Source organism: Ramlibacter algicola (assembly GCF_016641735.1).
Lineage (GTDB): Bacteria > Pseudomonadota > Gammaproteobacteria > Burkholderiales > Burkholderiaceae_C > Ramlibacter > Ramlibacter algicola.
In genome coordinates this window covers 2,859,500-2,881,158 of sequence record NZ_JAEDAO010000001.1, presented here as the reverse complement: position 1 = coordinate 2,881,158, position 21,659 = coordinate 2,859,500, and the positions used below count along the sequence as shown (strand labels likewise).

At 72.6% G+C, this 21,659-nt stretch carries 25 protein-coding genes; 12 read left to right on the top strand and 13 right to left on the bottom strand.

What is annotated here, in order from left to right; translation table 11 throughout:
* Position 1 precedes the first annotated feature (1 nt).
* On the top strand, positions 2–1,162 hold the full coding sequence (locus tag I8E28_RS13985) for an acyl-CoA dehydrogenase family protein (protein ID WP_200788658.1): 1,161 nt from the start codon (positions 2–4) through the stop codon (positions 1,160–1,162).
* Entirely contained in the window at positions 1,159–2,310 is a 1,152-nt protein-coding gene (locus tag I8E28_RS13980; RefSeq protein WP_200788657.1) for an acyl-CoA dehydrogenase family protein, read from the top strand. Before I8E28_RS13985 ends, I8E28_RS13980 begins: the two co-directional genes overlap by 4 nt.
* Positions 2,311–2,354: 44 nt before the next feature.
* On the opposite strand, the gene I8E28_RS13975 is transcribed toward I8E28_RS13980, so the two are convergent.
* The gene (locus I8E28_RS13975; RefSeq protein WP_200788656.1) at positions 2,355–2,885 is read right to left on the bottom strand and encodes a hypothetical protein; all 531 of its coding nucleotides are present in this window, start codon (positions 2,883–2,885) and stop codon (positions 2,355–2,357) included.
* A gap of 154 nt (positions 2,886–3,039) precedes the next feature.
* Between I8E28_RS13975 and I8E28_RS13970 the strand changes: the two genes are divergently transcribed.
* Positions 3,040–3,258, top strand: a complete 219-nt coding sequence (locus I8E28_RS13970; protein WP_200788655.1) for a zinc ribbon domain-containing protein — start codon at positions 3,040–3,042, stop codon at positions 3,256–3,258.
* 117 nt (positions 3,259–3,375) lie between these two features.
* The gene (locus I8E28_RS13965) at positions 3,376–4,146 is read left to right on the top strand and encodes a DUF2243 domain-containing protein (protein ID WP_200788654.1); all 771 of its coding nucleotides are present in this window, start codon (positions 3,376–3,378) and stop codon (positions 4,144–4,146) included.
* 80 nt (positions 4,147–4,226) lie between these two features.
* On the opposite strand, the gene I8E28_RS13960 is transcribed toward I8E28_RS13965, so the two are convergent.
* Together I8E28_RS13960 and I8E28_RS13955 are read right to left on the bottom strand one after the other, a co-directional pair.
* On the bottom strand, positions 4,227–4,787 hold the full coding sequence (locus I8E28_RS13960; RefSeq protein WP_200788653.1) for a hypothetical protein: 561 nt from the start codon (positions 4,785–4,787) through the stop codon (positions 4,227–4,229).
* Positions 4,788–4,891: 104 nt separating this feature from the next.
* The gene (locus I8E28_RS13955) at positions 4,892–6,154 is read right to left on the bottom strand and encodes a S8 family serine peptidase (RefSeq protein WP_200788652.1); all 1,263 of its coding nucleotides are present in this window, start codon (positions 6,152–6,154) and stop codon (positions 4,892–4,894) included.
* A gap of 63 nt (positions 6,155–6,217) precedes the next feature.
* Here I8E28_RS13955 and I8E28_RS13950 point away from each other — a divergent pair, with 63 nt between their 5' ends.
* Positions 6,218–6,736, top strand: a complete 519-nt coding sequence (locus I8E28_RS13950; RefSeq protein WP_200788651.1) for an RNA polymerase sigma factor — start codon at positions 6,218–6,220, stop codon at positions 6,734–6,736.
* Positions 6,733–7,464, top strand: coding sequence for an anti-sigma factor family protein (locus I8E28_RS13945; protein WP_200788650.1), 732 nt, complete (start codon positions 6,733–6,735; stop codon positions 7,462–7,464). The genes I8E28_RS13950 and I8E28_RS13945 overlap by 4 nt, the downstream gene beginning before the upstream one ends.
* A 3-nt stretch (positions 7,465–7,467) precedes the next feature.
* Here the strand turns inward: I8E28_RS13945 and I8E28_RS13940 are convergent, their stop codons facing one another.
* Entirely contained in the window at positions 7,468–8,436 is a 969-nt protein-coding gene (locus tag I8E28_RS13940; protein WP_338050783.1) for an NAD(P)H-dependent flavin oxidoreductase, read from the bottom strand.
* Positions 8,437–8,493: 57 nt separating this feature from the next.
* Here I8E28_RS13940 and I8E28_RS13935 point away from each other — a divergent pair, with 57 nt between their 5' ends.
* On the top strand, positions 8,494–8,910 hold the full coding sequence (locus I8E28_RS13935; RefSeq protein WP_200788648.1) for a PAS domain-containing protein: 417 nt from the start codon (positions 8,494–8,496) through the stop codon (positions 8,908–8,910).
* 144 nt (positions 8,911–9,054) lie between these two features.
* Here I8E28_RS13935 and I8E28_RS13930 read toward each other — a convergent pair whose 3' ends face one another.
* From I8E28_RS13930 to I8E28_RS13915, 4 genes are read right to left on the bottom strand one after another with little or no spacing between them, the layout of a single operon-like run.
* Positions 9,055–9,366 (bottom strand): DUF2894 domain-containing protein, encoded by a 312-nt coding sequence (locus I8E28_RS13930; RefSeq protein ID WP_200788647.1) that lies wholly within the window; start codon positions 9,364–9,366, stop codon positions 9,055–9,057.
* Entirely contained in the window at positions 9,363–10,010 is a 648-nt protein-coding gene (locus I8E28_RS13925; protein WP_200788646.1) for an OmpA family protein, read from the bottom strand. The genes I8E28_RS13930 and I8E28_RS13925 overlap by 4 nt, the downstream gene beginning before the upstream one ends.
* A complete protein-coding gene (locus I8E28_RS13920; protein ID WP_200788645.1) occupies positions 10,007–11,866 on the bottom strand; it encodes a hypothetical protein in 1,860 nt (619 codons plus the stop codon). The genes I8E28_RS13925 and I8E28_RS13920 overlap by 4 nt, the downstream gene beginning before the upstream one ends.
* 1 nt (position 11,867) lies before the next feature.
* Positions 11,868–12,608: a DUF3348 family protein gene (locus I8E28_RS13915; protein WP_200788644.1), complete on the bottom strand. Its 741-nt coding sequence runs from the start codon at positions 12,606–12,608 to the stop codon at positions 11,868–11,870.
* Positions 12,609–12,791: 183 nt separating this feature from the next.
* On the opposite strand from I8E28_RS13915, the gene I8E28_RS13910 reads away from it, so the two are divergent.
* The 3 genes from I8E28_RS13910 to I8E28_RS13900 all read left to right on the top strand — a co-directional run bounded on the left by I8E28_RS13910 (position 12,792) and on the right by I8E28_RS13900 (position 15,287).
* A complete protein-coding gene (locus tag I8E28_RS13910) occupies positions 12,792–13,541 on the top strand; it encodes an HAD family hydrolase (RefSeq protein WP_200788643.1) in 750 nt (249 codons plus the stop codon).
* Between the two features lie 92 nt (positions 13,542–13,633).
* Complete coding sequence (locus I8E28_RS13905) at positions 13,634–13,819, top strand: hypothetical protein (RefSeq protein WP_200788642.1); 186 nt, start codon at positions 13,634–13,636, stop codon at positions 13,817–13,819.
* 28 nt (positions 13,820–13,847) lie between these two features.
* Entirely contained in the window at positions 13,848–15,287 is a 1,440-nt protein-coding gene (locus I8E28_RS13900) for an amidase (protein ID WP_200788641.1), read from the top strand.
* On the opposite strand, the gene I8E28_RS13895 is transcribed toward I8E28_RS13900, so the two are convergent.
* Positions 15,288–15,752: a tellurite resistance TerB family protein gene (locus tag I8E28_RS13895; RefSeq protein WP_200788640.1), complete on the bottom strand. Its 465-nt coding sequence runs from the start codon at positions 15,750–15,752 to the stop codon at positions 15,288–15,290.
* 73 nt (positions 15,753–15,825) lie between these two features.
* Here I8E28_RS13895 and pepF point away from each other — a divergent pair, with 73 nt between their 5' ends.
* Both pepF and I8E28_RS13885 read left to right on the top strand, forming a co-directional pair.
* Positions 15,826–17,625: an oligoendopeptidase F gene (pepF, locus tag I8E28_RS13890; RefSeq protein WP_200788639.1), complete on the top strand. Its 1,800-nt coding sequence runs from the start codon at positions 15,826–15,828 to the stop codon at positions 17,623–17,625.
* Positions 17,626–17,638: 13 nt separating this feature from the next.
* The gene (locus I8E28_RS13885; RefSeq protein ID WP_200788638.1) at positions 17,639–18,451 is read left to right on the top strand and encodes a GNAT family N-acetyltransferase; all 813 of its coding nucleotides are present in this window, start codon (positions 17,639–17,641) and stop codon (positions 18,449–18,451) included.
* Positions 18,452–18,455: 4 nt separating this feature from the next.
* Here I8E28_RS13885 and I8E28_RS13880 read toward each other — a convergent pair whose 3' ends face one another.
* The 4 genes from I8E28_RS13880 to I8E28_RS13865 form a co-directional block, all read right to left on the bottom strand.
* Positions 18,456–19,307: a hypothetical protein gene (locus I8E28_RS13880; RefSeq protein WP_200788637.1), complete on the bottom strand. Its 852-nt coding sequence runs from the start codon at positions 19,305–19,307 to the stop codon at positions 18,456–18,458.
* An 88-nt stretch (positions 19,308–19,395) separates the two neighbouring features.
* Complete coding sequence (locus I8E28_RS13875) at positions 19,396–19,641, bottom strand: hypothetical protein (protein WP_200788636.1); 246 nt, start codon at positions 19,639–19,641, stop codon at positions 19,396–19,398.
* A 134-nt stretch (positions 19,642–19,775) separates the two neighbouring features.
* Positions 19,776–20,765: a tellurite resistance/C4-dicarboxylate transporter family protein gene (locus tag I8E28_RS13870; protein ID WP_200788635.1), complete on the bottom strand. Its 990-nt coding sequence runs from the start codon at positions 20,763–20,765 to the stop codon at positions 19,776–19,778.
* Positions 20,766–20,797: 32 nt separating this feature from the next.
* Positions 20,798–21,634, bottom strand: a complete 837-nt coding sequence (locus tag I8E28_RS13865) for a phytanoyl-CoA dioxygenase family protein (RefSeq protein ID WP_239027240.1) — start codon at positions 21,632–21,634, stop codon at positions 20,798–20,800.
* Positions 21,635–21,659 lie beyond the last annotated feature (25 nt).

Genomic DNA, 21,659 nt, shown 5'->3' with positions numbered 1-21,659 from the left:
GATGCAGGAAGGCCTGACCGAGGAGCAGCGGCTGATCCGCTCCAGCGCGCAGGACTGGCTTGCGGGCAACTACGACTTCCGCCAGCGCGAAGCCGGCGTGCACCGGGATGGTGGCGCACCCGCCGCCTGGTCCGCCTTCGCGGACCTGGGCTGGCTGGGATTGCCGCTGCCCGAAGCCAACGGCGGCTTCGGCGGCGGGCCGGTGGAAACCGGCGTCCTGCTGCAGGCGATGGGCCGCCACCTGGTGGTGGAGCCCTATGCGGCGGCCATGCAAGCGGCGCGGCTGCTCGCACTCGCCGGCACGCCGGCGCAGCAGGAGCGCTGGCTGGCGGGCAGCGTCGGCGGCAGCGCGCGGCTCGCGTTGGCGCATGCGGAGCCGGGGGACGTGCTGCCGTGGGAAGCGCGCCGCACACGGGCGCGCCGCGTGGACGGTGGCTGGCGCCTCGACGGCGCCAAGCAGCTGGTCGTCGGCGGCGCCGGCGCGCAGCGCTGGGTCGTGTCCGCACGCGATGCGGAAGGCGGCGACCTGCTGCTGTTCTTCGTCGACCCGGCGTCCGCCGGCGTCGCCGTGGATGCGTACGACACGACCGATGGGGGTCGCGCAGCGGACGCCGTGTTCCACGACGTGGCCCTCGATGCCGATGCGATCGTCGGCGACGCGGCGCAGGCGAAGGCGAAGCTCGGTCAGGTGCTGGCCGAGGGCCTCGTGGCCCAGTGCTGGCAGGCCACGGGCGCGATGCAGGCCGTGCTGGAGCAGGCGACGCAATACACGCAGCAGCGCCGCCAGTTCGGCCAGTCGCTGTCGCAGTTCCAGGTCGTGCAGCACCGGCTGGCCGAGATGGCCGTGCAGGTGCATGAGGCCGAGGCTGCCTGCGAACTCGCCGCGATGCGGCTTGCACGGGACCCGTCCGACGGCCGCGCGATCGCCGCGTCGGTGAGGAACAAGGTGGCCCGCGCGGCGCGCTTCGTGTCGCAGGAAGCCGTGCAGTTGCATGGCGCAATGGGCGTGTGCGAGGAGCTGCCGGTGGCGGCCACGTTCCGCCATCTGCTTGCGTTCGCGCAGCAGGGCGGGGCCGCCGCGGACCATGCCGCCGACCTCGGCGCCGCGCTGCTCGCCCATGGTGGCTACGCACGCAGCGCGACGCTGGAGGAGACCCGATGAACCTCGACCTCGGCCCGGCCGACCGGGCGTTCCGCGACGAGGTGCGCGCCTTCCTCGCGGCGATCCTCACCGACGACCTGCGGGCGGGGCAGCGCGCCACGACCGCGATGTACCCGGAGCCGGAGATCTCCGGCCCGTGGCAGCGCAAGCTGCAGGAACGCGGCTGGCTCGTGCCCCTGTGGCCGAAGGAATGGGGCGGCACCGGCTGGACCGGCCTGCAGCGCTTCATCTTCGAGACCGAATGCGCGCTGGCCGGCGCGCCGCTCGTGCACCCGATGGGCGTGCGCCTGGTCGGGCCGGTGATCCTGCGCTTCGGCACCGACGCGCAGAAGCGCGACTACCTGCCGCGCATCCTCTCGGGCGCGGACTACTGGTGCCAGGGCTTCTCGGAGCCGAACGCCGGCTCCGACCTGGCGTCGCTGTCGCTGCGCGCGGTGAAGGACGGCGACGACTACGTCCTGTCGGGCACCAAGATCTGGACCACGCAGGCGCACCATGCGAACAAGATGTTCGCGCTCGTGCGCACCAGCAACGAAGGCAAGCGGCAGCAGGGCATCAGCTTCCTGCTGCTGGACATGAAGAGCCCCGGCCTGACGGTGCGGCCGATCGCGACGATCGGCGGCGACCACGACGTGAACGAAGTGTTCTTCGACAACGTGCGCGTGCCGCAGGCCAACCGGGTCGGCGAGGAGAACGCCGGCTGGGAGTGCGCGAAGTACCTGCTGGAGTTCGAGCGGGGTGCGGGCATCTTCAGCCCGCGCTTGCGCGCGCAACTGAAGAAGGTGGCCGAGGCGCTGCGTGCGCCCGGTGCGGACCTGCAACGCCGCTTCGGCGAAGTCGCTGCCGACCTCGACACGTTCGAGTGGCTGGAGTTGCGCACGATGGCGGCCCTGCCACCCGGCGGCAACCCGGGGCCGGTCGCGTCGATCCTGAAGCTGCGCGCCAGCCGCCTGAAGCAGGCGATCGGCGAGTTGGGCGTGGAGGCGCTGCGTGCCGGCGCGGTGCGCTGGCGCAGCAGCGGGCCGCTCGACGGCGGCCTGGCCGACATCCTGGTGCCGGAGTACTGCAACAGCCGCGCGTTCACGATCTTCGGCGGTGCCGCCGAGATCCAGCTGGGGCTGATCGCGAAGACCGTCCTCAGGCTCTGAAGTCGGCGCGGCGGGCGCAGGGCGCACCCGCCGCGTGCAGCCGCTTAGCGGCCGTCGCCGTCCGAATCGCCCGGGATGGCGCGCTCGCCGGCGTTCTTCACGCGCTCCCACGCATCACGCGCGGCGGGGCGGGCATGGTCCCACTCCAGGCGCGAGGTGCCGCGCGAGCGGTCCCAGTCGGTGCGCATCTGCGGCTCGAGCTCGTCGAAGTGGCGGTCCGGGGCCTGGTTGTACGAGTTCACGCCATGCGTGTACGCCGGCCCGTAGTCCTCGTAGGTCGAGCCCTGGCTCACGTACGGCCGGGTGCTGTAGTTGTCGCGCCAGTACGTGTCTTCCACCTTCGGGTCGGCCTTCGCGGCGCGGCCCGCGACGGCGCCGACCACGGCACCGACGGCCGCGCCCACCGCTGCGCCGACCGGGCCGGTCATGCCGCCCGCCAGCGCACCGGCGGCGGCCCCGCCGGTCACCCCACCGAGGACGCCACCGGCCACTGCGCCGGTGCCGGTCTTGGCGGCTTCCTTCTTGTTGTCCTTGGCCTCGGGCCGGTTCGAGAGGTTGTCCTTGCGATCGTTCATCTGATCTCCTTTCGATGATGTGCTGCCACAGTAGGCCGGGGAGTCGCAACGGTTGAGTCCCGGCGGGCGCATTTGCCTGTCGGCCGATTCGGACGCGCGGGTAACCGGTTACGCAGCGCGGACGGCGCGGGCCGCGCGGCCTATCGTGCGGGCCATGCCGCTCTACACCTTCCTGTGCGACGACTGCGGGCCGTTCGACGTGTCGCGCCGCATCGCCGATCGCGACGCGCCGGCCGCGTGCCCGACGTGCGAGGCCGACGCGGCGCGCGTGATGACGTCGCCGCGGTTGCTGGGGATGGCGAACGGAAATGCAGCGTCGCAGGACGGCGGCTATGGCCGCCTGCGGCATGCGGGCGCCTGCAGCTGCTGTTGAACGCTACGCGGTCGCGACTCGCGGCAGCGCGCGGCGCTGCGTCGCGCGGTGGGCGACGACCACGAGGCCAGCCGCAGGGCCGGGCGGCGCGGGCACGCCGCGTGCCCCGGCGGCGGCATGGCGAGCTCCTCCTCCTTGCGCACCGCCGGCCTCCTGCTGGGCATCGCCCTCGGCGGGTTCATCGACGGCATCCTGTTCCACCAGGTGCTGCAGTGGCACCACCTCCTCAGCGCGGTCGACGACCCGGCCGTGCAGGACATCCGCGTGCAGATCTTCGCGGACGGCGCCTTCCATGTGCTGATGTACGCGCTGGCGGTCGCCGGGCTGGCGATGCTGTGGCGCGCGCGGGGGCCATTCGGCGAACGGGGTGGCGGCGCGCTCCCGTGGGCGTGGCTGGTGCTGGGCTTCGGGGCTTGGCATGTGGCGGACGTTGTCCTCTTCCACTGGGTGCTGCGCCTGCACCACGTGCGCATGGACGCGGCGCAGCCGATCGCGTGGGACATCGGCGTGGCACTGATCGGGGTCGCGATCCTGCTGCTCGGTTGGCGATTGCTGCGATCGGTGCCGCACTTCGGCGGTGGAGGCCAGGGGTCACGCGCCGCGTTGTCGATCGCCGTCCTGGCCGCAGGCATCGTCGCCGCGCTGCCGATGCGCAACGCCGGCGACGACGTGCTGGTCGTGTTCGCGCCCAGCACGCGCCCCGCGTCGGCGTGGGACGCGCTCGCACGCGCCAATGCGCGCGTGGGCTGGGTCGATGCGAGCGGCACCGTGTGGGCCGTGCGGCTGCCGCGACGCGAGCAGGCGGACGCGCTGTACGGGGCCGGGGCGTGGTGGGTGGGCACCTCGCGGATTGCCGCGGGGTGCCTGGGGTGGTCGCGGGTGCGGTGAGAAGGATCCACCGGGCAAGGCTCGTCGCCGCGCTCCAGCGGGCCTGGGCCGCGCCCGCGCGCACTCACCCAGGCATTCGCTCAGCGCGAGACGCTGGCACCGGCAGACGCCCCTGCGTTGCCCGAGCCGCCTTGCGCGCCGGCCTGGGCACCGCCCTGCGTGCCTGCGGTCGCGCCGGCCTGAGCGCCGACGGTCATCGGCCTTCCGAATTCCTGCGTGGCGTTCGCGGCCACGGCCTGCGCCGGGTTGCCGGCCGACGACGCGGTCGATGTGGCCGAGCCGCGGGCGTCGTGCGCCTTGTCGACCGCGCGCTCCTTCACGGTGCCGCCCGTGCCGCGCACGCCGTCTATGCCGCCGCGCGCATCGGGGGCGTTGATCGCGGGCGTGCCCACCAGCAGGCCGCCTTGCGCACCGGCGCCGGCCTGCCCGCCCAACGTCGTCACCGGCAGGTTGGCCATCGCGGTGCCGCCCGCGCCCGCGCCGAACGCGCCGTTCATGGTGCCGCCGAGGGTGGGGGCGAGGCTCGGCGCGCCGCCGAGCGTGCCGCCCAGCGGGCCGGCATGCGCGCCCGCTCCAGCGAGGCATGCGCCCAGCGCGAGGATGGACGTGAGGGTGCGCACGAGGGGAAGATGTCGGGACATGGTGTTGCTCCTTGCGTTTGAGTCGGGAGCCCGGCCCATCCGGGTCCCTTGCCAAGACAACGAGCGGCCCCGCGCGTTTCTGCCGAGGCGCTTGTAACGGTGTGTCAGGGCGAGGCGACGCCGGTTGAGTCGCCGACCAGCCCGAATCCGAAGACCGGATCGCGGCCGCGGGCACCGAGATCGATCGCCTCGCGCGCGAGGCCCACCACCGCCGCCGATGCCGCGTCGGGCGACGGCTCGCGCAGCAGCGCCGCGAGCCGTCCGGCGACGATCGGGGTCGCGTACGACGTGCCGCGCACGGGAGCGAGCCCGCCTCCCGGCTTGGCGGCCAGCAGGTCCCCGCGTGCGGCGAACGCGACGTGCACGCCCTGGCCCGCCTCCGGCAGGGCGCGGTGCGCTGCATTCACCGCAGTCACCGCCACGACGCCAGCGTAGGCGGCGGGATACAGCGGCGCCGCCGCCGGCCCGTCGTTGCCCACCGCCGCGACGAGCAGATGCCCCCGTCGGACGGCCGCGGCCACTGCGAGTTCGAGCAGACGGTTCGGTGGCCCGACGAGGCTGATGTTGACGACCGGCACGCGCTCGCGCAGGAGCCAGGCGATCGCGCGCGCGACCGCCTCCGCGCTCGCGCCGGCCGGATCGCCGCAATACACATCCGCGGCAAGCAGCGCCGCGCCCGGCTGCACGCCCCCCTGGAGGCCCGCCAGCAAGGACGCGACGGCGGTCCCATGGTCGGCGGGCACGCGACGGCCGTCGCAACCCCACGCCTGCACCGAGGAGGAGCGCAGGGCTGGATGCTGCGCGTCCACGCCACTGTCGATGAGGCCGATGCGCAGCGCACCGCCGGCTCCGGACGCCGGCGCCAGTTGCGCGTCGCCCGTCCCCGTGCCCGACGCGCCGGGCACGTAGAGATGGTTGAAGTCCACGGGCGCCTGCGGATCCAGGGCGCGCAACTGCTCCGCGGCGTCGCCCGTTCCCAGCCCGCCGGGCGCGCGCAGCAGCACTTCGCGCACGTCCAGTTCGGCGAGCGTGGTGTCCTGCAGCACGACGAAGCCGGCCTGCCGTGCGCGCGCCAGCGCCTGCGGCGCCGGCGACAGCCAGAGGAGTTCGGCGCGCCGGATCGCATTGCCGCGCGGGTCGAGTTCGATCACATCCGGGCGCTGCCGGCGCAGATCCAGGATGCGGGCGGCGCGGTGGGCCTCTTCGGGCAGCCGCACGGGCAGCGTCTCGCGCGAAGGCAACTGCACGTCCGGCCGCGGCGGCAGCGAAGGCAGCGTGACCTGCGGCAGCCGCACGAGCTGCGCGTGGGCGAGGGCCCCCGTGAACGCGACGGCGAGCAGCAGGAAACGCGGCGACAGGCGGGGCATGGTGCAAGGATAACGAGGGAGCGATGGAAGAAAATCCGCGCCTCGCTCGTTGTCCTTGCACAGATGCCCGACACCCCCGACGACCTGCGGCTGCAGATCGCCGCGCTGCTTCCACGGTTGCGCCGCTTCGGCCGCGCGCTGACGCGGTCCCCGGACGACGCGGACGACGTCGTGCAGGCCGCGGTGGAGAAGGCGCTGCGGCGGATCGGGCAATGGGCGCCGGGGACGCGGCTGGACAGCTGGATGTTTCGCATCATGCAGACGACATGGATCGACGAGGTGCGGGCGCGCGAGCGGCGCGGCCGGACCGTCGTGCACGAGGACGAGGCGGTGGAGATCTGCGCCTCGCCCACCGACGCGCAGATCGATGCACTCGCGGTGCGCAAGGCGGTTGGGCAACTGGGCGATGACCAGCGGGCCGTCGTCGGCCTGGTGCTGGTCGAAGGGCTGTCGTACAAGGAAGCCGCCGAGGTGCTGGGCATCCCGGTGGGCACGTTGACGAGCCGTCTCGCCCGGGCGCGCGAGGTGTTGCAGCGGATGCTGGGCGATGCGCCGGCGTCCACGGTGGAGCAGGAACCATGAGCTGGACCGACCAGGACGTGACCGCGTTCGCCGATGGCGAACTCGAGGCCGGGCGCGCGAGCGCCTTCGCATCGGACCTCGCGGGCGATGCGCACCTGCAAGCGCGCGTGGATGCCGTTCGTGCGCAGCGCTCGCGGATCGCGTCCGCGTTCGAGGGCGTGCTGCGCGAGCCGGTGCCGGACCGGCTGGCCGCGCTCCTCGGCCAGCCTGCCGCGAATCCGGTGGACCGGGCCCCTGAACGCCGCCGCCGCGCGGATGCGGCGAACAGCCCGCGATTCCTGCCGCCATGGGCGACGTGGGGCGGGATGGCGGCCAGCCTCGTGCTCGGCCTGGCCGTCGGCAGCCGCCTGGCCGGCGGCGGCAGCGGCGACCTGGTCGCGCAGCGCGATGGCGGGCTGGTGGCCGCCGGGCCGCTGGCCCGTGCGCTGGAAACGCAGCTGGCGAAGGACGCCGCGGGCCCCGTGCAGGTGCAGCTGACGTTCGCCGACAAGCAGGGCCGCTACTGCCGGACGTTCACGGCGCAGCGGATGGCTGGCCTGGCGTGCCGCGAGGCGGGCAGCTGGCAGGTTGCGGTGCTCGCGCCGCGCGTCGACGCGACGACGGGGGGACTGCGGCAAGCCGCGAGCGTCCTGCCGGGCGTGGTGCTCGCGACGGTCGATGCGCAGGCCGCGGGCGGCACGCTGGACGCGAAGGCCGAGGGCGACCTGGTCCAGCGGGGCTGGCGCTGAGCGTCAGCTGGGGGCGGTGCGCAGCCGCTCGAAAGCCTCGTTCACCGTGCGCCGCACCACCTCGGCGGCCGGTTCGATCGCGTGCACCAGGCCCGCGGCTTCGCCGAACCACACGGCCGCCTGCTCGATGTCACCCGCTTCCCAGGCATCGCGGTAGCGCGGCGTCTCGACGTCGAGCGCTGCCTGCAGCGCGTCCTCCCGGCCGTGCCAGCGCTGCGTGAACGCGTTGCGGCGAATGCGGGCGGTGAAGCCGGGCGGCCAAGGTAGCTGCCGGACGATGTCGGGCGTGCGCGTGCGCAAGGTGGCGTCGCCGTCGGCCGCGAGGATGGCGCCATGGTGCGTGGGTTTCACCAACGCCTCGTGCGTCGCCCAGAAGCGCGTGCCCATGAGCACGCCGTCGGCGCCGAGCATCAGCGCCGCCGCCAGTCCGCGGCCATCAGCGATCCCGCCCGCGGCGAGCAGCAGCGTGTCGGGCGCGTGGGCCGCGAGGTGGTCCGCGACCTCGGGCACGAAGGACAGCGTGCCGCGCAGCGCGCCGTGGCCGCCGGCCTCGGTGCCTTGCGCGACGATGGCGATCGCGCCGGCTTCGAGTGCCTGCCGGACGTGCGTCATGTCCTGGCATTGGCAGAAGAGGGCGGCGCCCGCGGCGCGGATCGCATCACCGAACGGGCGCGGGTCACCGAACGACAGCATCACCGCGCGGGGACGGTGCCGCAGCACCGTGTCCAGCAGGCCAGGCTGCTTCGCAAGCGACCAGGTGATGAAGCCGACGCCGACTCGTTCGCCTTCCGCCAGCGCGAATTGCTGCTCGAGCCACGCCGCGTCGCCGTAGCCGCCGCCGATGAGGCCGAGCCCGCCAGCGCGCGTGACCGCGGCTGCGAGCGCACCGCCGGCGGCGAACGCCATCGGCGCCGACACGATCGGGCATCGGAGGTCCAGCTGGCGGGTCAGGCGGGTGTCGAGCGTGTCCACGGTGTCCTTTCGGCAGGTGCATGGGTCCCCATGCATTTCACGGAGTATCGTCCACCCATGGCCATCGAGACGACGCCCCTCCCGCCCGACTTCCACGCGCTGCTGCTCGAGCAGATGCTCGAAGCCGTCATCGTGAGCGACACGCAAGGCATCGTGCGCGCGTGGAACCGCGGTGCGGAGATGCTGTTCGGCTATGCGGCCGCCGAGATGCTGGGCCAGCCGATGCACGGGATCATTCCCGAGCGCCTGCGAGCCGCGCACGACGCAGGCTTTGCGCGTGCGGTCGCGAGTGGCGAGCTGCGCGCGCAGGGCAAGGTGCTGACGACGCGCGCCGTGCCCAAGGACGGCCGCCGGATGTACGTGGACTTCTCGTTCGGCCTGCTGCGCGATGCGAACGGGCAGGTGAAGGGCGTGTTCGCCGTCGGGCGCGACGTGACCGAGAGGCAACTTGCGCAGGCGCAGGCGCGGGCCTGATTCGTGCGGGGCGTGCGCCCCTTCGTGTGGATTGCGGGTCGAGCCCGCAATGACAACGCTCTCTGTCATTCCGGCGAAAGCCGGAATCCATGCGTGCATTCGCGCTGGGTGTGGATTGCGGGTCGAGCCCGCAATGCCAACAGCTCAGCGCTTGCGCCGCGGCGCCTTGGCCGGCGCGGGCGCCGTGCCGGCCTGCTCCAGCCAGTCGAGCGCTTCGATCAATTCAACGGTGCGCCGCAGGTAGGCGGGCGAGAGCTCCTGCACCTTGCCCAGGGTCTGCAGCACCAGGGTGTGCGAGTTCAGCGGGCCGGCGTTGCGCGGCTTGCGGGCCAGCACCTGCGCGACACGGTCGACGGCCTGCACCTGCGCGTACGCGTGGCGGAAGCGGCGCGCGCCGGCCAGTTCGCTCGCGTCGTGCCGCGGCAGCCAGCTGGTGAACGCGCCGCGCACGGTCATGGCTTGGTGGGGACAGGTGCGCGCGGCACGGGCGCCATCTCGACGCGGCGGTTCAGCGCGCGGCCGTTCTCGGTGGCATTCGCCGCCACCGGCTGCTCGGCGCCGAACGCGGCCGAGAACACCTGCGACGACGGCATGCCCTCGTCGATCAGCGCGCGGGTCACGGTCAACGCGCGTTGCGCGGACAGCTCGAGGTTGTCGGCGAACTGCTTGTTGCGGTTGGACACCGGCTGGTCGTCGGTGAAGCCGCTGACCATCAGCAGCTCGTTGCGCTCGCCCAGGTAGACGCGCAGCGGCTGCACCAGGCTGCGCAGCAGCTGGCGGCCGTCGGGGCGCAGCTGGTCGCTGCCCGTCGCGAACAGCACGCTGCCGCTGATGCCGATGCGGCCATTGCTCACGGTCACGCGGCCCGTCGCCAGCGGGATGGCGAGCGCCTTCTCCAGCGCGATGCGGCGGGCCTCCTCCTGCTTGCGCTTCTGCATCTCGGTGTTGAGGTTGGCGACCAGATCCATCTGCACGACGAGCACGCCGACGAGCACGAGCACGAACGCGCCCAGCAGGCCGGCCATCAGGTCGCCGAACACGGCCCAGACGGGCGCAGTGGACTGCAGCCCTTCGTCGTCCTCGTGCGAGAGAACGCTCATGCCGCGCTCTCGTCGGCGACCACAGTGGCCTTGCCGCGGCCCTGCAGTTTCTGCCACGCCGTGACCACGTCGGCCTGCGACGCGATGCTCAGGTCGATGACCTCGCGCGCCTGCGCCACGTAGTACGCCAGCTGCTCGTCGCTGCGCTCGATGGAGCGCTGCAGCGTCGATTCGACCTGCGCCAGCGTGCCCAGCACCTTCTCGTTGCTGGCCTGGAATTGCTGCACGCCCTCGCCGAAGGCGCGGGCCAGTTCGGTCATCTGCTGCGACGTCGCGGCAACGTGGGCCGCGGCCTCGCCGGTGCGGTCCGCGTTCGCCTCCAGCACGTCGCCGAACTGGTCGCCGGCCTTGGCCAGCACGGCCGTCGTCGACTCGACGAGGGTGGCGATGGCCTGCCGCTGCGCGCCCGAGGCCTGCTGCACTTCCTCGAGCACCGTGCCCAGCCTGTCCAGCAGCAGCGTGCGTTCCTGCAGCGCGACGTTGTCGCGCTCGGCGGTGCGCGCGACTTCCTCGCGCAGTTGCGCCAGCACGCCGGCCGCGGCGGCGGGTACGTCGGACGCGGTCTGCAGCAGGCGCTGCACCGGCGCTTCCATGGCCCCGCCGAGGGCAGCCATCTGCTGCACGGTGTCGTGCGCGAGCTGCTGCCACTGCGATTCCAGCCGGCCGGCCAACGCGTGCAGCGATTCGGTCCAGGCCTGCAGGCGCTGCTGTTCGCGCGCGGCGTGGTCCTTCTGCGACGCCGCGAGCGTGTGGCCGACGGTGGATGCCAGCGCCGTGTTGCCGTCACGGAACGAGGCCGCCAGCGAGTCGCTGGTGTCGCGGAACGAAGCCACCACAGCCTCGCTCGTCTCGCGGAACGAAGCGGCCAGCGCGTCGACTTGCGCGCGTGCGGAGTCGGCCAGGTGCTCGTTCTGGTGCCGCGATTCCTCGGCCAGGCGCGCGTTCTGCCTCCGGGATTCCTCGGCGATGCGGTCCATCGCGGACGCGACCACCGGCCGGATGCTGTCGCCCGCAGCCGTCGCCGCGGCGACCAGGCTGCCCTGCAGCGACGTGCCGACGTCGCGCGCCAGCCGTTCGTACGACTGCGTCGCTTCCGCGTGGAAGCGGACCTGGCCGGCGAGCAGTTGCTCGTCGAGTTGCTTGCTGCGCGCTTCCAGCCGGTCCAGCAGCGTTTCGAGCTGCTGCGCCACGTTCGGGAGCGCGGAGGCCTGCGCCTGCAACGCGCGGAAGGCTTCGTCGCGCTGGTGCGCGTACGAGAACGGCCGGAGCGTGGTCGCCACGTGCTGCTCGAGCAACCGTGCGGCGTCGAGCCGTTCGCGGCGCGCGATCGCCGACATCAGGCCCAGCATCGCGGACGATGCGACACCGGCGATGGACGTGCCGAACGACAGGCCCAGGCCGCGGATTGGCTCGGCCAGCGCGGCGCGGATCGCCTGCAGGTCGGTGGAGCCTTCCAGCGCGAACACCGCGCCCTTGAAGGTGACCACCATGCCCAGGAAGGTGCCGAGCATGCCCAGCATCACAAGCAGGCCGACGAGATAGGGCGTCAGGTTGGGGCCGGGCAGGCCGGCGCGCTCGCCATCGACGCGCAGCCGCACCGCGTGGCGCAGGGCGGCGGGCACGCGGGCCAGCCAGTCCTGCAGGCTCGCAGGCGCGGCACCGTCGCAGGCGGCGGCCAGCGTGTGCGTGTCGGCGCGGAAGCGGCGCAGCTCCCAGGCGCCCAGCAGGTACACCGCGGCGATGCCCAGCGTCATGGCGAACGCCAGCCAGTTGCTGCCGACGAAGCCCTGCGCCACCCAGGCGATGGCCGCGAGGCCCAGCGCGAAGGCGGCGGCGAAGAATCGGGTCGTGCTCATGTCAGTGGTCGTGTCCTTCGGCGGCGGCCTCGACGAGGCCGGCCACCGGTTGCAGGCGCAGGTCGCGCTCGGCGCGCAGCGCCTCGCGCCATTCGGCCGCGAAGGCGTGCACCCAGCCGCCCGGCGCGGTCCAGGCCGCGACGTCCTGCGGCGCCTGCGCATCGTGCGTGCGGCGCCAGTGGCGCCAGCGTTGTTCCAGGACGCGGGCCGTGCGCGGCCAGGCGGCCTGTTCGCGCGCGGCGAGCACTTTTTCCAGCACCGCGTCCATGGCGGCCAGTTGCTGCAGCCGCGGTTCAGCGCCCGAGAGCACCGACCGCACGTGGTCGCGCAGCGCCTCGGCCATCTGCTCCATCTGCCGCTGCAGGGCCGCGTGGCGGCGCTGGTAGCCGGTGCCGATGGCGTCGGCCATCGACGGCGGCTGGGCGCCTTCGCCCTTGCGGCTGGGCAGCTGGAGTTCGAAGAAGGGTTCCACCTCCTGCGCGATCGCCTTGTCGAGCGCATTTCGCACGCGCTCGACGTCGTCGCCGAGCGTGCGCGCCAGCGTGGCCGGCGTGCGTCGCGCCGGAAAACGCCCCGCGTGCAGCTGCTGGTGCAGGCCCTGCAGCGCGATCGCGTCCAGCGGCCCCAGCCGCAGCGCCAGCCGCTCGGCGAAGTCCATCCCCATGTCGGCCGCGGGCGCGGCAACCCATCCGCCCAGGAGGCGCACGAGGTCGGGGCTGCAGAAGGGGGTTGCGGTGGCCATGAATCGAAGCGGGCCCCGAAGGGCCCGCGTGTCGGCCGCTATTAGAAACGATCCGGGAGCAGGCTCAGCCGCAGGCCGCCGGTTCCCTGTTACAGGGGGAACAGGCGTGCCGGGAGTCGCGCCGGTGTTGGCTGGGCGCCTCGTCCGACGAAGTCGCGCGGGCGCCGGTGCTAGCTTGGGTGCATGGGGCTGGACTTCGGGCGCATCCGCGCCCTCTGCTTCGACGTCGACGGCACGCTGGCCGACACGGATGACCACATCGTGGCGCGGCTGGCCACGTGGATCGACGCCGTCCCGCTGGTGAGCGGCCGCCGGGCCGAGCGCGTGGCGCGGCAGGTGGTGATGGCGGCCGAGACGCCGGTGCATGGCGCGTATGCCAAGCTCGACGAGCTGGGCTGGGACGTGCCGCTGACGCGGCTGCGCGAGCGGCTGCAGGCCATCAAGCGCCGCGGCGTCGACCCGGCGCACACGCGCAACCCGGAAGCGATCGACGAGGTGCCGCACGAGATGGTGCCGGGCGTGCAGGAGATGCTGGTCGCGCTGGCCGATCGCTTCCCGATGTGCACGATCTCCACCGGCGGCGCCGCGCGCGTGGACCGCTTCCTGCGGCACTACGGCGTGCGCGAGCACTTCGCCGCCGTCATCGGCGCGCAGACGACGGCGCGGATGAAACCGCATCCCGAGCCCTTGCTCCATGCGGCCGCGCAGATGGGCGTCGCGCCGCACGAGTGCCTGATGATCGGCGACACCACCATCGACATCCGCACCGGCCTGGCGGCGCAGGCGCAGACCGTCGGCGTGCTGTGCGGCTTCGGCACCGAAGACGAACTGCGCGCGACCGGCGCGCACCTGGTGCTGCGCACGACGTCCGACCTCCTCGGCGTGCTGGCGCCGGCCGAGGATCCGTTGAAGACGACGGCCAGCCCGGGCTGAGGCCCGTCCCGCAGAGCTTGCGCGGGCGCCGGCATTCCGGCCTGCGACGGTATGGCTTACATTGGCTGCATCGCAACCGAAGGAACGGCGCCGTGCCCAAACCCAATTACGGATTCGAGAAGCGCCAGAAAGAATTGGCCAAGCAGCGCAAGAAGGAAGACAAGCTGAAGGCCCGCGCCGACCGGAAGGCCGGCGTCGGCCCGGCCCAGGACGACGAGCAGTCGGCAGAGCAGCCCGAGGGCGGCCCCGACCAGCCGCCGCCCGCGCCCCAGCCCTGAGCGCCGCCGCGCGGGGCCTGCCTCCACCGTGGGCGAGCTGACGGATTTCGACGCATCGCAACTTTCGGCGCGCATCCACGCGCGCCAGGTCTCCTGCCGCGAGGTGATGCAGGCGTTCCTGGAACGCATCCACCGCATCAACCCGGCGTTCAACGCCATCGTGAACCTGGCGCCCGACGAGGCGCTGCTCGCGCTGGCGGACGAGCGTGACGCGGAGCTGGCGCGCGGCGAGAGCCGCGGCTGGCTGCACGGAATCCCGCAGGCGATCAAGGACCTCTCGGAGACGACCGGCTTCCCGACCACGCGCGGCAGCCCGCTGCTGGCGAAGCACCGCGCGCCGCGGGACAGCGTGATGGTCGAACGCATGCGCGCGGCCGGCTGCATCGTGGTCGGTCGCACCAACACGCCCGAGCTTGGCTTGGGATCGCACACGTTCAACGAACTGTTCGGCGCGACGCGCAATGCCTGGGACCCCGCCGTGAGCCCGGGCGGCAGCAGCGGCGGCGCGGCCGTCGCTCTCGCGCAGCGCCTGCTGCCGGTCGCCGATGGCTCGGACTTCATGGGGTCGCTCCGCAACCCGGCCGGCTGGAACCACGTGATCGGCATGCGGCCCACCTCCGGGCGCGTGCCGCTCGGTCCGGGACCGGACGTGTGGGTCGAGCAGCTCGGCACCGAAGGGCCGATGGGCCGCACGGTCGACGACGTCGCGCGCCTGCTGCAGGTGCAAGCCGGGCCGGATGCGCGCGTCCCGTTGTCACTGCAGTCGCGCTTCGAGTGGACGCCGCGCGCCGATCGCGCATCGGCCTTGCGTGGCTTGAAGGTCGGCTGGCTGGGTGATCTCGGCGGCCATCTCGCCACCGAAGACGGCGTGCTCGATGCGTGCCGCGGGGGCCTGGCGCATTTCGAAGACGCCGGCGCGATCGTGGAAGACGCGGCGCTCGGCGTCGATCCGGCGCCGCTGTGGGACTGCTGGCTCACGTGGCGGCGTGCGCTCGTGGGTCCGCGCGTGCAGGCGCTGCTCGCGCTGCCGAACGCGCGGGAGCAGATCAAGCCGGAAGCGCTGTGGGAATACGAGGGCTCGCGGGAGCTGACGTTCGCGCAATTCCACGCCGCGAGCCAGCAGCGCACGCGCTGGTTCCACCACCTGCGAAGGCTGTTCGAGCGCTGGGATGTCCTGGCGCTGCCGGTCGCGCAGGCCTGGCCGTTCCCGGTCGGGCAGCGCTGGCCGCAATCCGTTGCCGGCCGCGCGATGGACACCTACCACCGCTGGATGGAGTGCACGATCTACGCGACGCTCGGCGCGCTGCCCGCGATCAGCCTGCCCGCCGCATTCCATCCGCAGCGGGGCTGGCCCATGGGCGTGCAGCTGCTCGCGCCGCATGGCGCGGATGCCTTCCTGCTGGACGTGGCGGCGGGCTACGAGGCGGTGCGGCCCGACTTCTTCGCGTTGCGCCCGCCCGGCGCCTGATCAGGCTGCGCCCTGCGCCTCGCGCGCATGCAGCTTGGCGGCGATGTACTCGCCGTGCGTGACGTGCAGCAGCTCGGCCACCTGCCGGATCACCGAGTTCTCCGCCACGCCGAGCTGGTCGTCGGCCAGCGCGACGCGCCACATCGCTTCGATGAAGTCGACCTTGGCGGGCTGTGCCAGCTGCTGGTCCAGGGGATTGGTGAAGCGGAAGTAGTCGTAGGCCGTGCGCGATTCCTGTTCGGCCTGGCGCAGCAGCGGTTCCCATTCCCCGTCGGCCAGGCCGAACTGCTCCTGCAGGGCCACGGCCGCGGCATGGCGCTCGTCGGCGCCGATGCCGCCGCCGTCGGCGCGCATCACTTCCATCAGCAGCACGGCCGCCGCGAGGCGCAAGGACGGCTCGCCCGGCGGGGCGGCGGTGTCGGAAGGAAGGATGTCGTTCAGGAGGTCGCGGAAGGCACGCAGCATGGCAGGGTGGACCTCGACCGCGCGCCAAAGGTTCCCGGCGGGAGGCGCTGGCCCAGCAGGCGATACTTTGGCCATGAACAAGCCCCTCACGCGCGCCGAAGTCGATCCCGAGCAGACGTGGAACCTGGCCGATCTGTTCGCCACGCGCGACGCATGGTTGGCCGAGCTCGCCTCGATCGAGCAGGCGCTGGAGACGGTGACGGTGCACCGCGGCCGGCTCGGCGAAGGCGCGGGCCGATTGCTGGCGTGCCTCGATGCACGCGACGTCCTGCAGGCCCGCCTGCAACGCGCATGCATCTTCGCGAGCTTGCGCAATGCCGGGGACGGCGGCGATCCGGCGCACCAGGCCGACCTGTCGCAAGCCGGCGGCGTGGCGGCGCGCGTGGACGCCGCGACCAAGTTCGTCGACACCGAGATCCTCGCGCTGCCGGACGGCACCGTGGATCGGTACCTCGCCGAGCAGCCGGCGCTGGCCGCGCACCGCACCAGCCTGGACGACCTCGCGAGCCTGAAGCCGCACATGCTGTCGGCCGAGACCGAGCGCGTGCTCGCGAGCCTGGGCGAGGTGCTCGAGGCGCCGTTCACCATCTACCAGCGCGGCAAGAGCGGCGACATGCAGTTCGCGCCGTTCACGGCCGGCGGCAAGGAGTACCCGAACTCGTTCAACCTCTACGAGTGGACGTACGAGGGGTCGCCCGACCACGAGCTGCGCCGCGCCGCGTGGAAGTCGTTCTGCGAGGGGCTCGTGCCGTACCAGAACACTTTCGCCGCGACGTTCGGCACCGAGGTGACCAAGAACGTGGTGCTGGCCAAGGCGCGCGGCTACACGAGCACCGAGGAGTTCCTGCTGCACCAGCACAAGGTGCCGCACGAGCTGTATACGAACGTGCTGGACACGATCCAGGCCGAGCTCGCGCCGCACATGCAGCGCTACGCGCGCCTGCGCCAGCGGGTGCTGGGCCTGGACAGGCTGCTGTACTGCGACGTCAAGGCGCCGCTGGATGCGGCGTACTCGCCGCGCATCACCTTCGCCGAAGCCGAGGACCTGATCCTGCAAGCCGTGGCGCCGATGGGCCCGGCGTACCAGCAGCTGGTGCGCGACGCCTTCCAGCGCCGCTGGATCGATCGGGCCGACAACACGGGCAAGTCGTCCGGCGCGTTCTGTGCCTCGCCGTACCGGGTGCATCCGTACATCCTCATGACGTGGACGGACTCGATGCGCGACGCGTTCATCCTCGCGCACGAGCTGGGGCACGCGGGCCACTTCGAGCTGGCCGGCGGCAGCCAGCGCTACGTGAACACGCACCCGGCGATGCCGTTCGTGGAGGCGCCGTCGATCATGAACGAGGTGCTGCTCGCGCGGCAGGTGCTGCAGGCCAGCGGCGACGCGCGCATGCGCCGCTGGGTGCTGATGCAGGTGCTGGGCACCTACCACCACAACTTCGTCACCCACCTGCTGGAAGCCGAGTTGCAGCGGCAGGTGTACCGCGCGGCGGAGGCGGGCGAGGGCGTCACCGCCCAGCTGCTCAACGAGCGCAAGCAGGCGATCCTGCAGAAGTTCTGGGGCGACACGGTGACCATCGACGAAGGCGCCGCGATGACCTGGATGCGCCAGCCGCACTACTACATCGGCCTGTACCCGTACACGTACTCCGTCGGGCTGGTCGCCGCGACGGCGTTGGCCGAGAAAGCGCGCCGCGAAGGCGATGCGGTGTTCGCCGGCTGGCTGGACGTGCTGCGCGCCGGTGGCACGCTGCCGCCGCTGGAGTTGATGCGACAGGTGGGCATCGACCTGGCGTCGCCGCAGCCGGTCCGCGATGCGGTGGCTTCTGTCGGGCGGATGGTGGACGAGCTGGAGGCGAGCTTTGCCTGAAGGCGGACTCCCCGTGGAGAGGGGCGATGGAATCGATGCGGTTGCGCTGCATGCGGCGTTTGTCGAGGCCTTCGCCGACTACCTGATCGGGCCGTTCCAGTTGTCGGTCGCGCAGTGGCCGACGTTTCTCGGGCGCCAGGGCGTGGACCTGGCGCTGAGCAGGGTGGCAATGCGCGAAGGCGCGCCGGCCGCCTTCTGCTTCGTGGCGCCGCGGCCGGCGTGCGGCAGCTGGCGGCTCGCGACGATGGGGGCGGTGCCGGCTGCGCGCGGCACCGGCGCCGCGCCGGCGCTGCTGGACGATTTCATCGACCGCGCCAGGCAGACCGGCTGCAGGCAGGTCGAACTCGAATGCTTCGCGCAGAACACGCGCGCGCTGCGCCTGTACGAAGGGCGCGGCTTCCGCGTGGTGGATGCGCTGCATGGCTACGAGCTTGCGGCCCCTGGCGGCGATGCTGCTGCGGCGCCACCGGCGGTGGATCTCGACGACGCGTTCGGCTGGCTGGAGCAGTGCGGCATCGACCTGCCGCTGCAGGTCACGCCGGCGTCGCTGCGCGCGTTGCCGGGGCTGCTGGCATTTCGCGAAGGCCAGGCGCAAGTGATCGTGTCCCTGCTCGGCGACCAGCGGCTGCACGTGCACAGCCTGCTGGACCGCGAACCGGGGCAGCAGGATGCGGAACGCTTGTTGCGAGCCGTGCGACGCGCGCATCCGCGGCGCTCGCTGCACGTGCCGCAACTGCAGCGTCCCGGCGTTGGCGGGGAGGCGCTCGAGCGGCTCGGCGCCAAGCGCCTGCCGCTGCACCAGGTCTGGATGCGGCGCGGGCTGTGACGCGCTAGCGAGCGATCTCGCAGCGCAGCGCCGCTTCCTGCAGCGGCACGTGGTTGCCGCCGACCACCGCGATCACGCGCTGGCCATCGCGCACCGCTTGCGACAGCACGCGCACCATGTGGACGTTGCGGAACGCGCTGGAGGCGCGGTTCACGTCGTTGGTGAACACGCCGCCTGTGTCCTTGCCGTCCTTCAGCGGATCGAACCAGGCCATCGGCGCCTCCCACCAGTTCGCGGGCGACGTCCAGTGGCGTGCATACGCGGCCTGCAGGTCGTCGACGCTGCGGATCACGGGCTGCATGCCGGGCAGGGCAGCCATTCGCGGGATCAGCTGCGCCATCGACGCCTTCAGTGCCTCAGGCGACGCGCCCCGGCGGTCACGTTGCTGAGCCGCTTCACGCAGCAGGTAGAACAGCTCGGTGCGCTCGGCGCCGAAGCGCTCGCGCACGGAGGCGGCTTCGTCCTGCGGCGGCGGCTCCAGCCGCGCGAGCTTCACGCCGTCGCGCTGCGCGAGGAAGCGAACGAAGCCCGATTCGCCCGCCTGCCGCACGGTGGCTTCGGCGCTGTCGGCGATCGGACGGTTCGGTCCCTCGTAGAACGCCAGCGTCGGATGCAGGTCGTTCCACGCGCGTTCGATGCCGGCGAGCTGCGGATGCGCCGGATCGCGCGAGTGCTCCGCCGGCAGGTAGGCGAGTCGGCCGCCCCGGGGGCCGTCGATCGACAGTGCGCGCACCGGGTGCGTGTCGGCGGTCCACTGCTCGTAGGCCAGCGGCGGCGGGCAAGGCGTCGTCGTCTGCCCCACAGCCACGTTCGCCAGGCCGGCGCATGCCAGCAGCCACCATGCGCGTGCGCTCATGTCGTGCTTCTCCTCGTGCGGCGCGATTGTGGCGCACGCGAAAAAAAGCCCGCCGAAGCGGGCGGGGAAGGTCCGGAAACGGAGGTGCTCAGAACGCGGTGCGGCGCGAGGAAGTGGCGGCGACGTTCGCCGGGCGGGTGGCGACCACGTCGACCGCCGGCAGCGTGACGTACGTGCGCTCGATCTGGCCGCGGGCGACCTGCACGGCCTGGTGGCTCGACTGGCCCGCTTCGATCCACGCGCCGGCCACGAAGGCCACGGCGGCGACGGCGATGCCGGCACGCAGGAGCGGGGACAGCAGCGAGGGCGTGGTGTGGTGGGTGGCGGTGGTCATGGGTGGCTCCTTGCAGTGCGTTTCAGGCTTCGATGGAGCGAACTCTAGGCACCGTACGCCGATGCCGCGAGGCGGTTGCGACGAACTGCCGCAAGGCGCGACGAACTGCAGGAAGGCTGGATGGAGTGGGGCGGTCAGCGCGCCGGCCGGGCTGCCATGCGGCGCAAGAGGCCGCCGGCCGTGGCCAGCCAGGCCGCGATCGCGACCCAGACGGCGGCTCCAGCGACCGCGTGCAGCGCGGGCAGGCCGAGCGCCGTGCCCATCCGCGCGCTCGCCATGCTGTACATGCCGAGCGGGAACACGGCCGTCCACAGGCTGAAGTCGTAGCGCCAGGAGCCGCGCCGCACCTGCAGCACGACCAGCAGCGGCAGCCAGGCCGTGCCGACGGTCCAGCACGCCAGCGTGCCGGCGCGCAGGACGGGCAGCAGCGGCTGCAGGACGGGCACGCCGGGCGCGTCGAGGACGAGCTGCGCACCCGCGAGCGCGGAGATCGCCATCGCGCCCATGGTGATCCACCAGGCCGGCGTGAAGTCGATGCGGTCGAGCCCGCGCAGCAGTTGGCGCACCAGCAGGATGGCCAGCACGAGGTAGATCGCGATCCCCGCCAGCCATGCGGTGAGGGCCGCAGTGTCGAGCCACGCCTGCAGCGGCGTGGCGGTCGCCGGCGACACGAAGCCGACCAGCACGGCCAGCGATTGCAGGGCGACGACCGCGAGCAGCCAAGGCGCGCCGACCGGCGCTGCCGGTGCTCGTGCCCTCGCGACATGGATGGCGATCGACACCGTGACGATGAGCCAGGCCGTGGCCGCGAGCGCGAGCAGGGCGGCCGCCCAGTGCACGTCGGCCCACAGCACCGCGCACCCGCTGCCCACGACCGACGTGCCTGCAACCGCGGTCCAGTGCCCGGGCGCCAGGCGGCGGTCGGCGAGTTCCTGCGCGACCACGTGGCGCGTGCGCGCGAGGCGGCCGAGGTAGAGCAGCCAGCAGGCCGCCAGGGCGAAGGCGGCGATGCCCTGGAACGCGAGGGCGGCGAAGCGGAAGCCGGCCTGGGCCGAGGCCAGGCCGACGATGCCGGTGGCCATCACCACCGAGAACAACGAAGAGGGAAGGCGCGCCAGCCGCATGCGCCGATTGTGGCGCGGCGGCCGGCGGGCTCTCAGCGCTGGCCCGCCATCACGAGGCCTTCGATCGTGTGCTTCTGCACGATCGGCTCGAGGCGATCGACGACGCGGCACACGAGGTGCTCGCGCGCCTCGGCCGGGAGCTGGTCGTGGAAATCCTGCGTGACGGTCATGTCGTGCAGCGCGGCGTGGCCGGCACCGGGTGCGTCGAAGCCCATCACGAGCACCGGGCGCGCGATCGGCGACAGGTGCTCGGTGCCGCGATGGATGGTCAGCGCCGAGCGGCAGCTGATGTCGCCGGCCTGCGGGAACTTGCGCACGCTGCGTTCGGCAAAGCGGCCCCATGTGGACTCGGGCGGGAACATCTGGTGCTTCCACTCGCGGCCGTCGTCCCACTGGGTGCCGTGCGCCACCTCCAGCGGGCCCATGTCGGGCGTGACGTCGACGCCGGAAATGTTGAAGGCCAACGAGGTGATGCGCTTGCCTTCGTAGCTCTCGCGCGGTGCCGGGAAGTCGCGGTGCCAGGGCTGGTACCTGGCGCCCTGGAAGGGCACGTCCAGGCCGATCTCGACGATCTCGTAGTCGGGGCCGAGCACGGCTTCGGCCATGGCGCGCACCCACGGGTGCATCACCAGCTCGTTGAAGCCGCGGAACGCCTGCGGGTGCGCCTCGACGTACCAGCGCCGCGGGCCGCGGCCGACCGCGCCGCCGGGGCGCTGGATGGCGTCCCAGAACGCCGTCATCATGTCCTCGCGCAGCTCCTCGACGAAGGCGCGGCTGAACGCGCCTTTGCAAGCCGTGATGCCGTCACGCTGCAGGCCGTCCAGCGCGGGACGCAGGTCGAGGTCGGGGAGGGTGGCGAGGTCGTCCAAGGGCGGGTCTCCGGTGCGGTGGGGG

Bases quoted from the DNA above. Each gene is read 5' to 3' on its own strand.
- I8E28_RS13880 (WP_200788637.1), bottom strand. From the start codon at position 19,307: ATGAGCGCACGCGCATGGTGGCTGCTGGCATGCGCCGGCCTGGCGAAC.
- I8E28_RS13945 (WP_200788650.1), top strand. From the start codon at position 6,733: ATGAGCTGGACCGACCAGGACGTGACCGCGTTCGCCGATGGCGAACTC.
- I8E28_RS13965 (WP_200788654.1), top strand. From the start codon at position 3,376: ATGGCGAGCTCCTCCTCCTTGCGCACCGCCGGCCTCCTGCTGGGCATC.
- I8E28_RS13870 (WP_200788635.1), bottom strand. From the start codon at position 20,765: ATGCGGCTGGCGCGCCTTCCCTCTTCGTTGTTCTCGGTGGTGATGGCC.
- I8E28_RS13975 (WP_200788656.1), bottom strand. From the start codon at position 2,885: ATGAACGATCGCAAGGACAACCTCTCGAACCGGCCCGAGGCCAAGGAC.
- I8E28_RS13985 (WP_200788658.1), top strand. From the start codon at position 2: ATGCAGGAAGGCCTGACCGAGGAGCAGCGGCTGATCCGCTCCAGCGCG.
- I8E28_RS13955 (WP_200788652.1), bottom strand. From the start codon at position 6,154: ATGCCCCGCCTGTCGCCGCGTTTCCTGCTGCTCGCCGTCGCGTTCACG.
- I8E28_RS13980 (WP_200788657.1), top strand. From the start codon at position 1,159: ATGAACCTCGACCTCGGCCCGGCCGACCGGGCGTTCCGCGACGAGGTG.
- I8E28_RS13930 (WP_200788647.1), bottom strand. From the start codon at position 9,366: ATGACCGTGCGCGGCGCGTTCACCAGCTGGCTGCCGCGGCACGACGCG.
- I8E28_RS13915 (WP_200788644.1), bottom strand. From the start codon at position 12,608: ATGGCCACCGCAACCCCCTTCTGCAGCCCCGACCTCGTGCGCCTCCTG.
- I8E28_RS13895 (WP_200788640.1), bottom strand. From the start codon at position 15,752: ATGCTGCGTGCCTTCCGCGACCTCCTGAACGACATCCTTCCTTCCGAC.
- I8E28_RS13925 (WP_200788646.1), bottom strand. From the start codon at position 10,010: ATGAGCGTTCTCTCGCACGAGGACGACGAAGGGCTGCAGTCCACTGCG.
- I8E28_RS13960 (WP_200788653.1), bottom strand. From the start codon at position 4,787: ATGTCCCGACATCTTCCCCTCGTGCGCACCCTCACGTCCATCCTCGCG.
- I8E28_RS13950 (WP_200788651.1), top strand. From the start codon at position 6,218: ATGCCCGACACCCCCGACGACCTGCGGCTGCAGATCGCCGCGCTGCTT.
- I8E28_RS13970 (WP_200788655.1), top strand. From the start codon at position 3,040: ATGCCGCTCTACACCTTCCTGTGCGACGACTGCGGGCCGTTCGACGTG.
- I8E28_RS13920 (WP_200788645.1), bottom strand. From the start codon at position 11,866: ATGAGCACGACCCGATTCTTCGCCGCCGCCTTCGCGCTGGGCCTCGCG.
- I8E28_RS13910 (WP_200788643.1), top strand. From the start codon at position 12,792: ATGGGGCTGGACTTCGGGCGCATCCGCGCCCTCTGCTTCGACGTCGAC.
- I8E28_RS13875 (WP_200788636.1), bottom strand. From the start codon at position 19,641: ATGACCACCGCCACCCACCACACCACGCCCTCGCTGCTGTCCCCGCTC.
- I8E28_RS13935 (WP_200788648.1), top strand. From the start codon at position 8,494: ATGGCCATCGAGACGACGCCCCTCCCGCCCGACTTCCACGCGCTGCTG.
- pepF (WP_200788639.1), top strand. From the start codon at position 15,826: ATGAACAAGCCCCTCACGCGCGCCGAAGTCGATCCCGAGCAGACGTGG.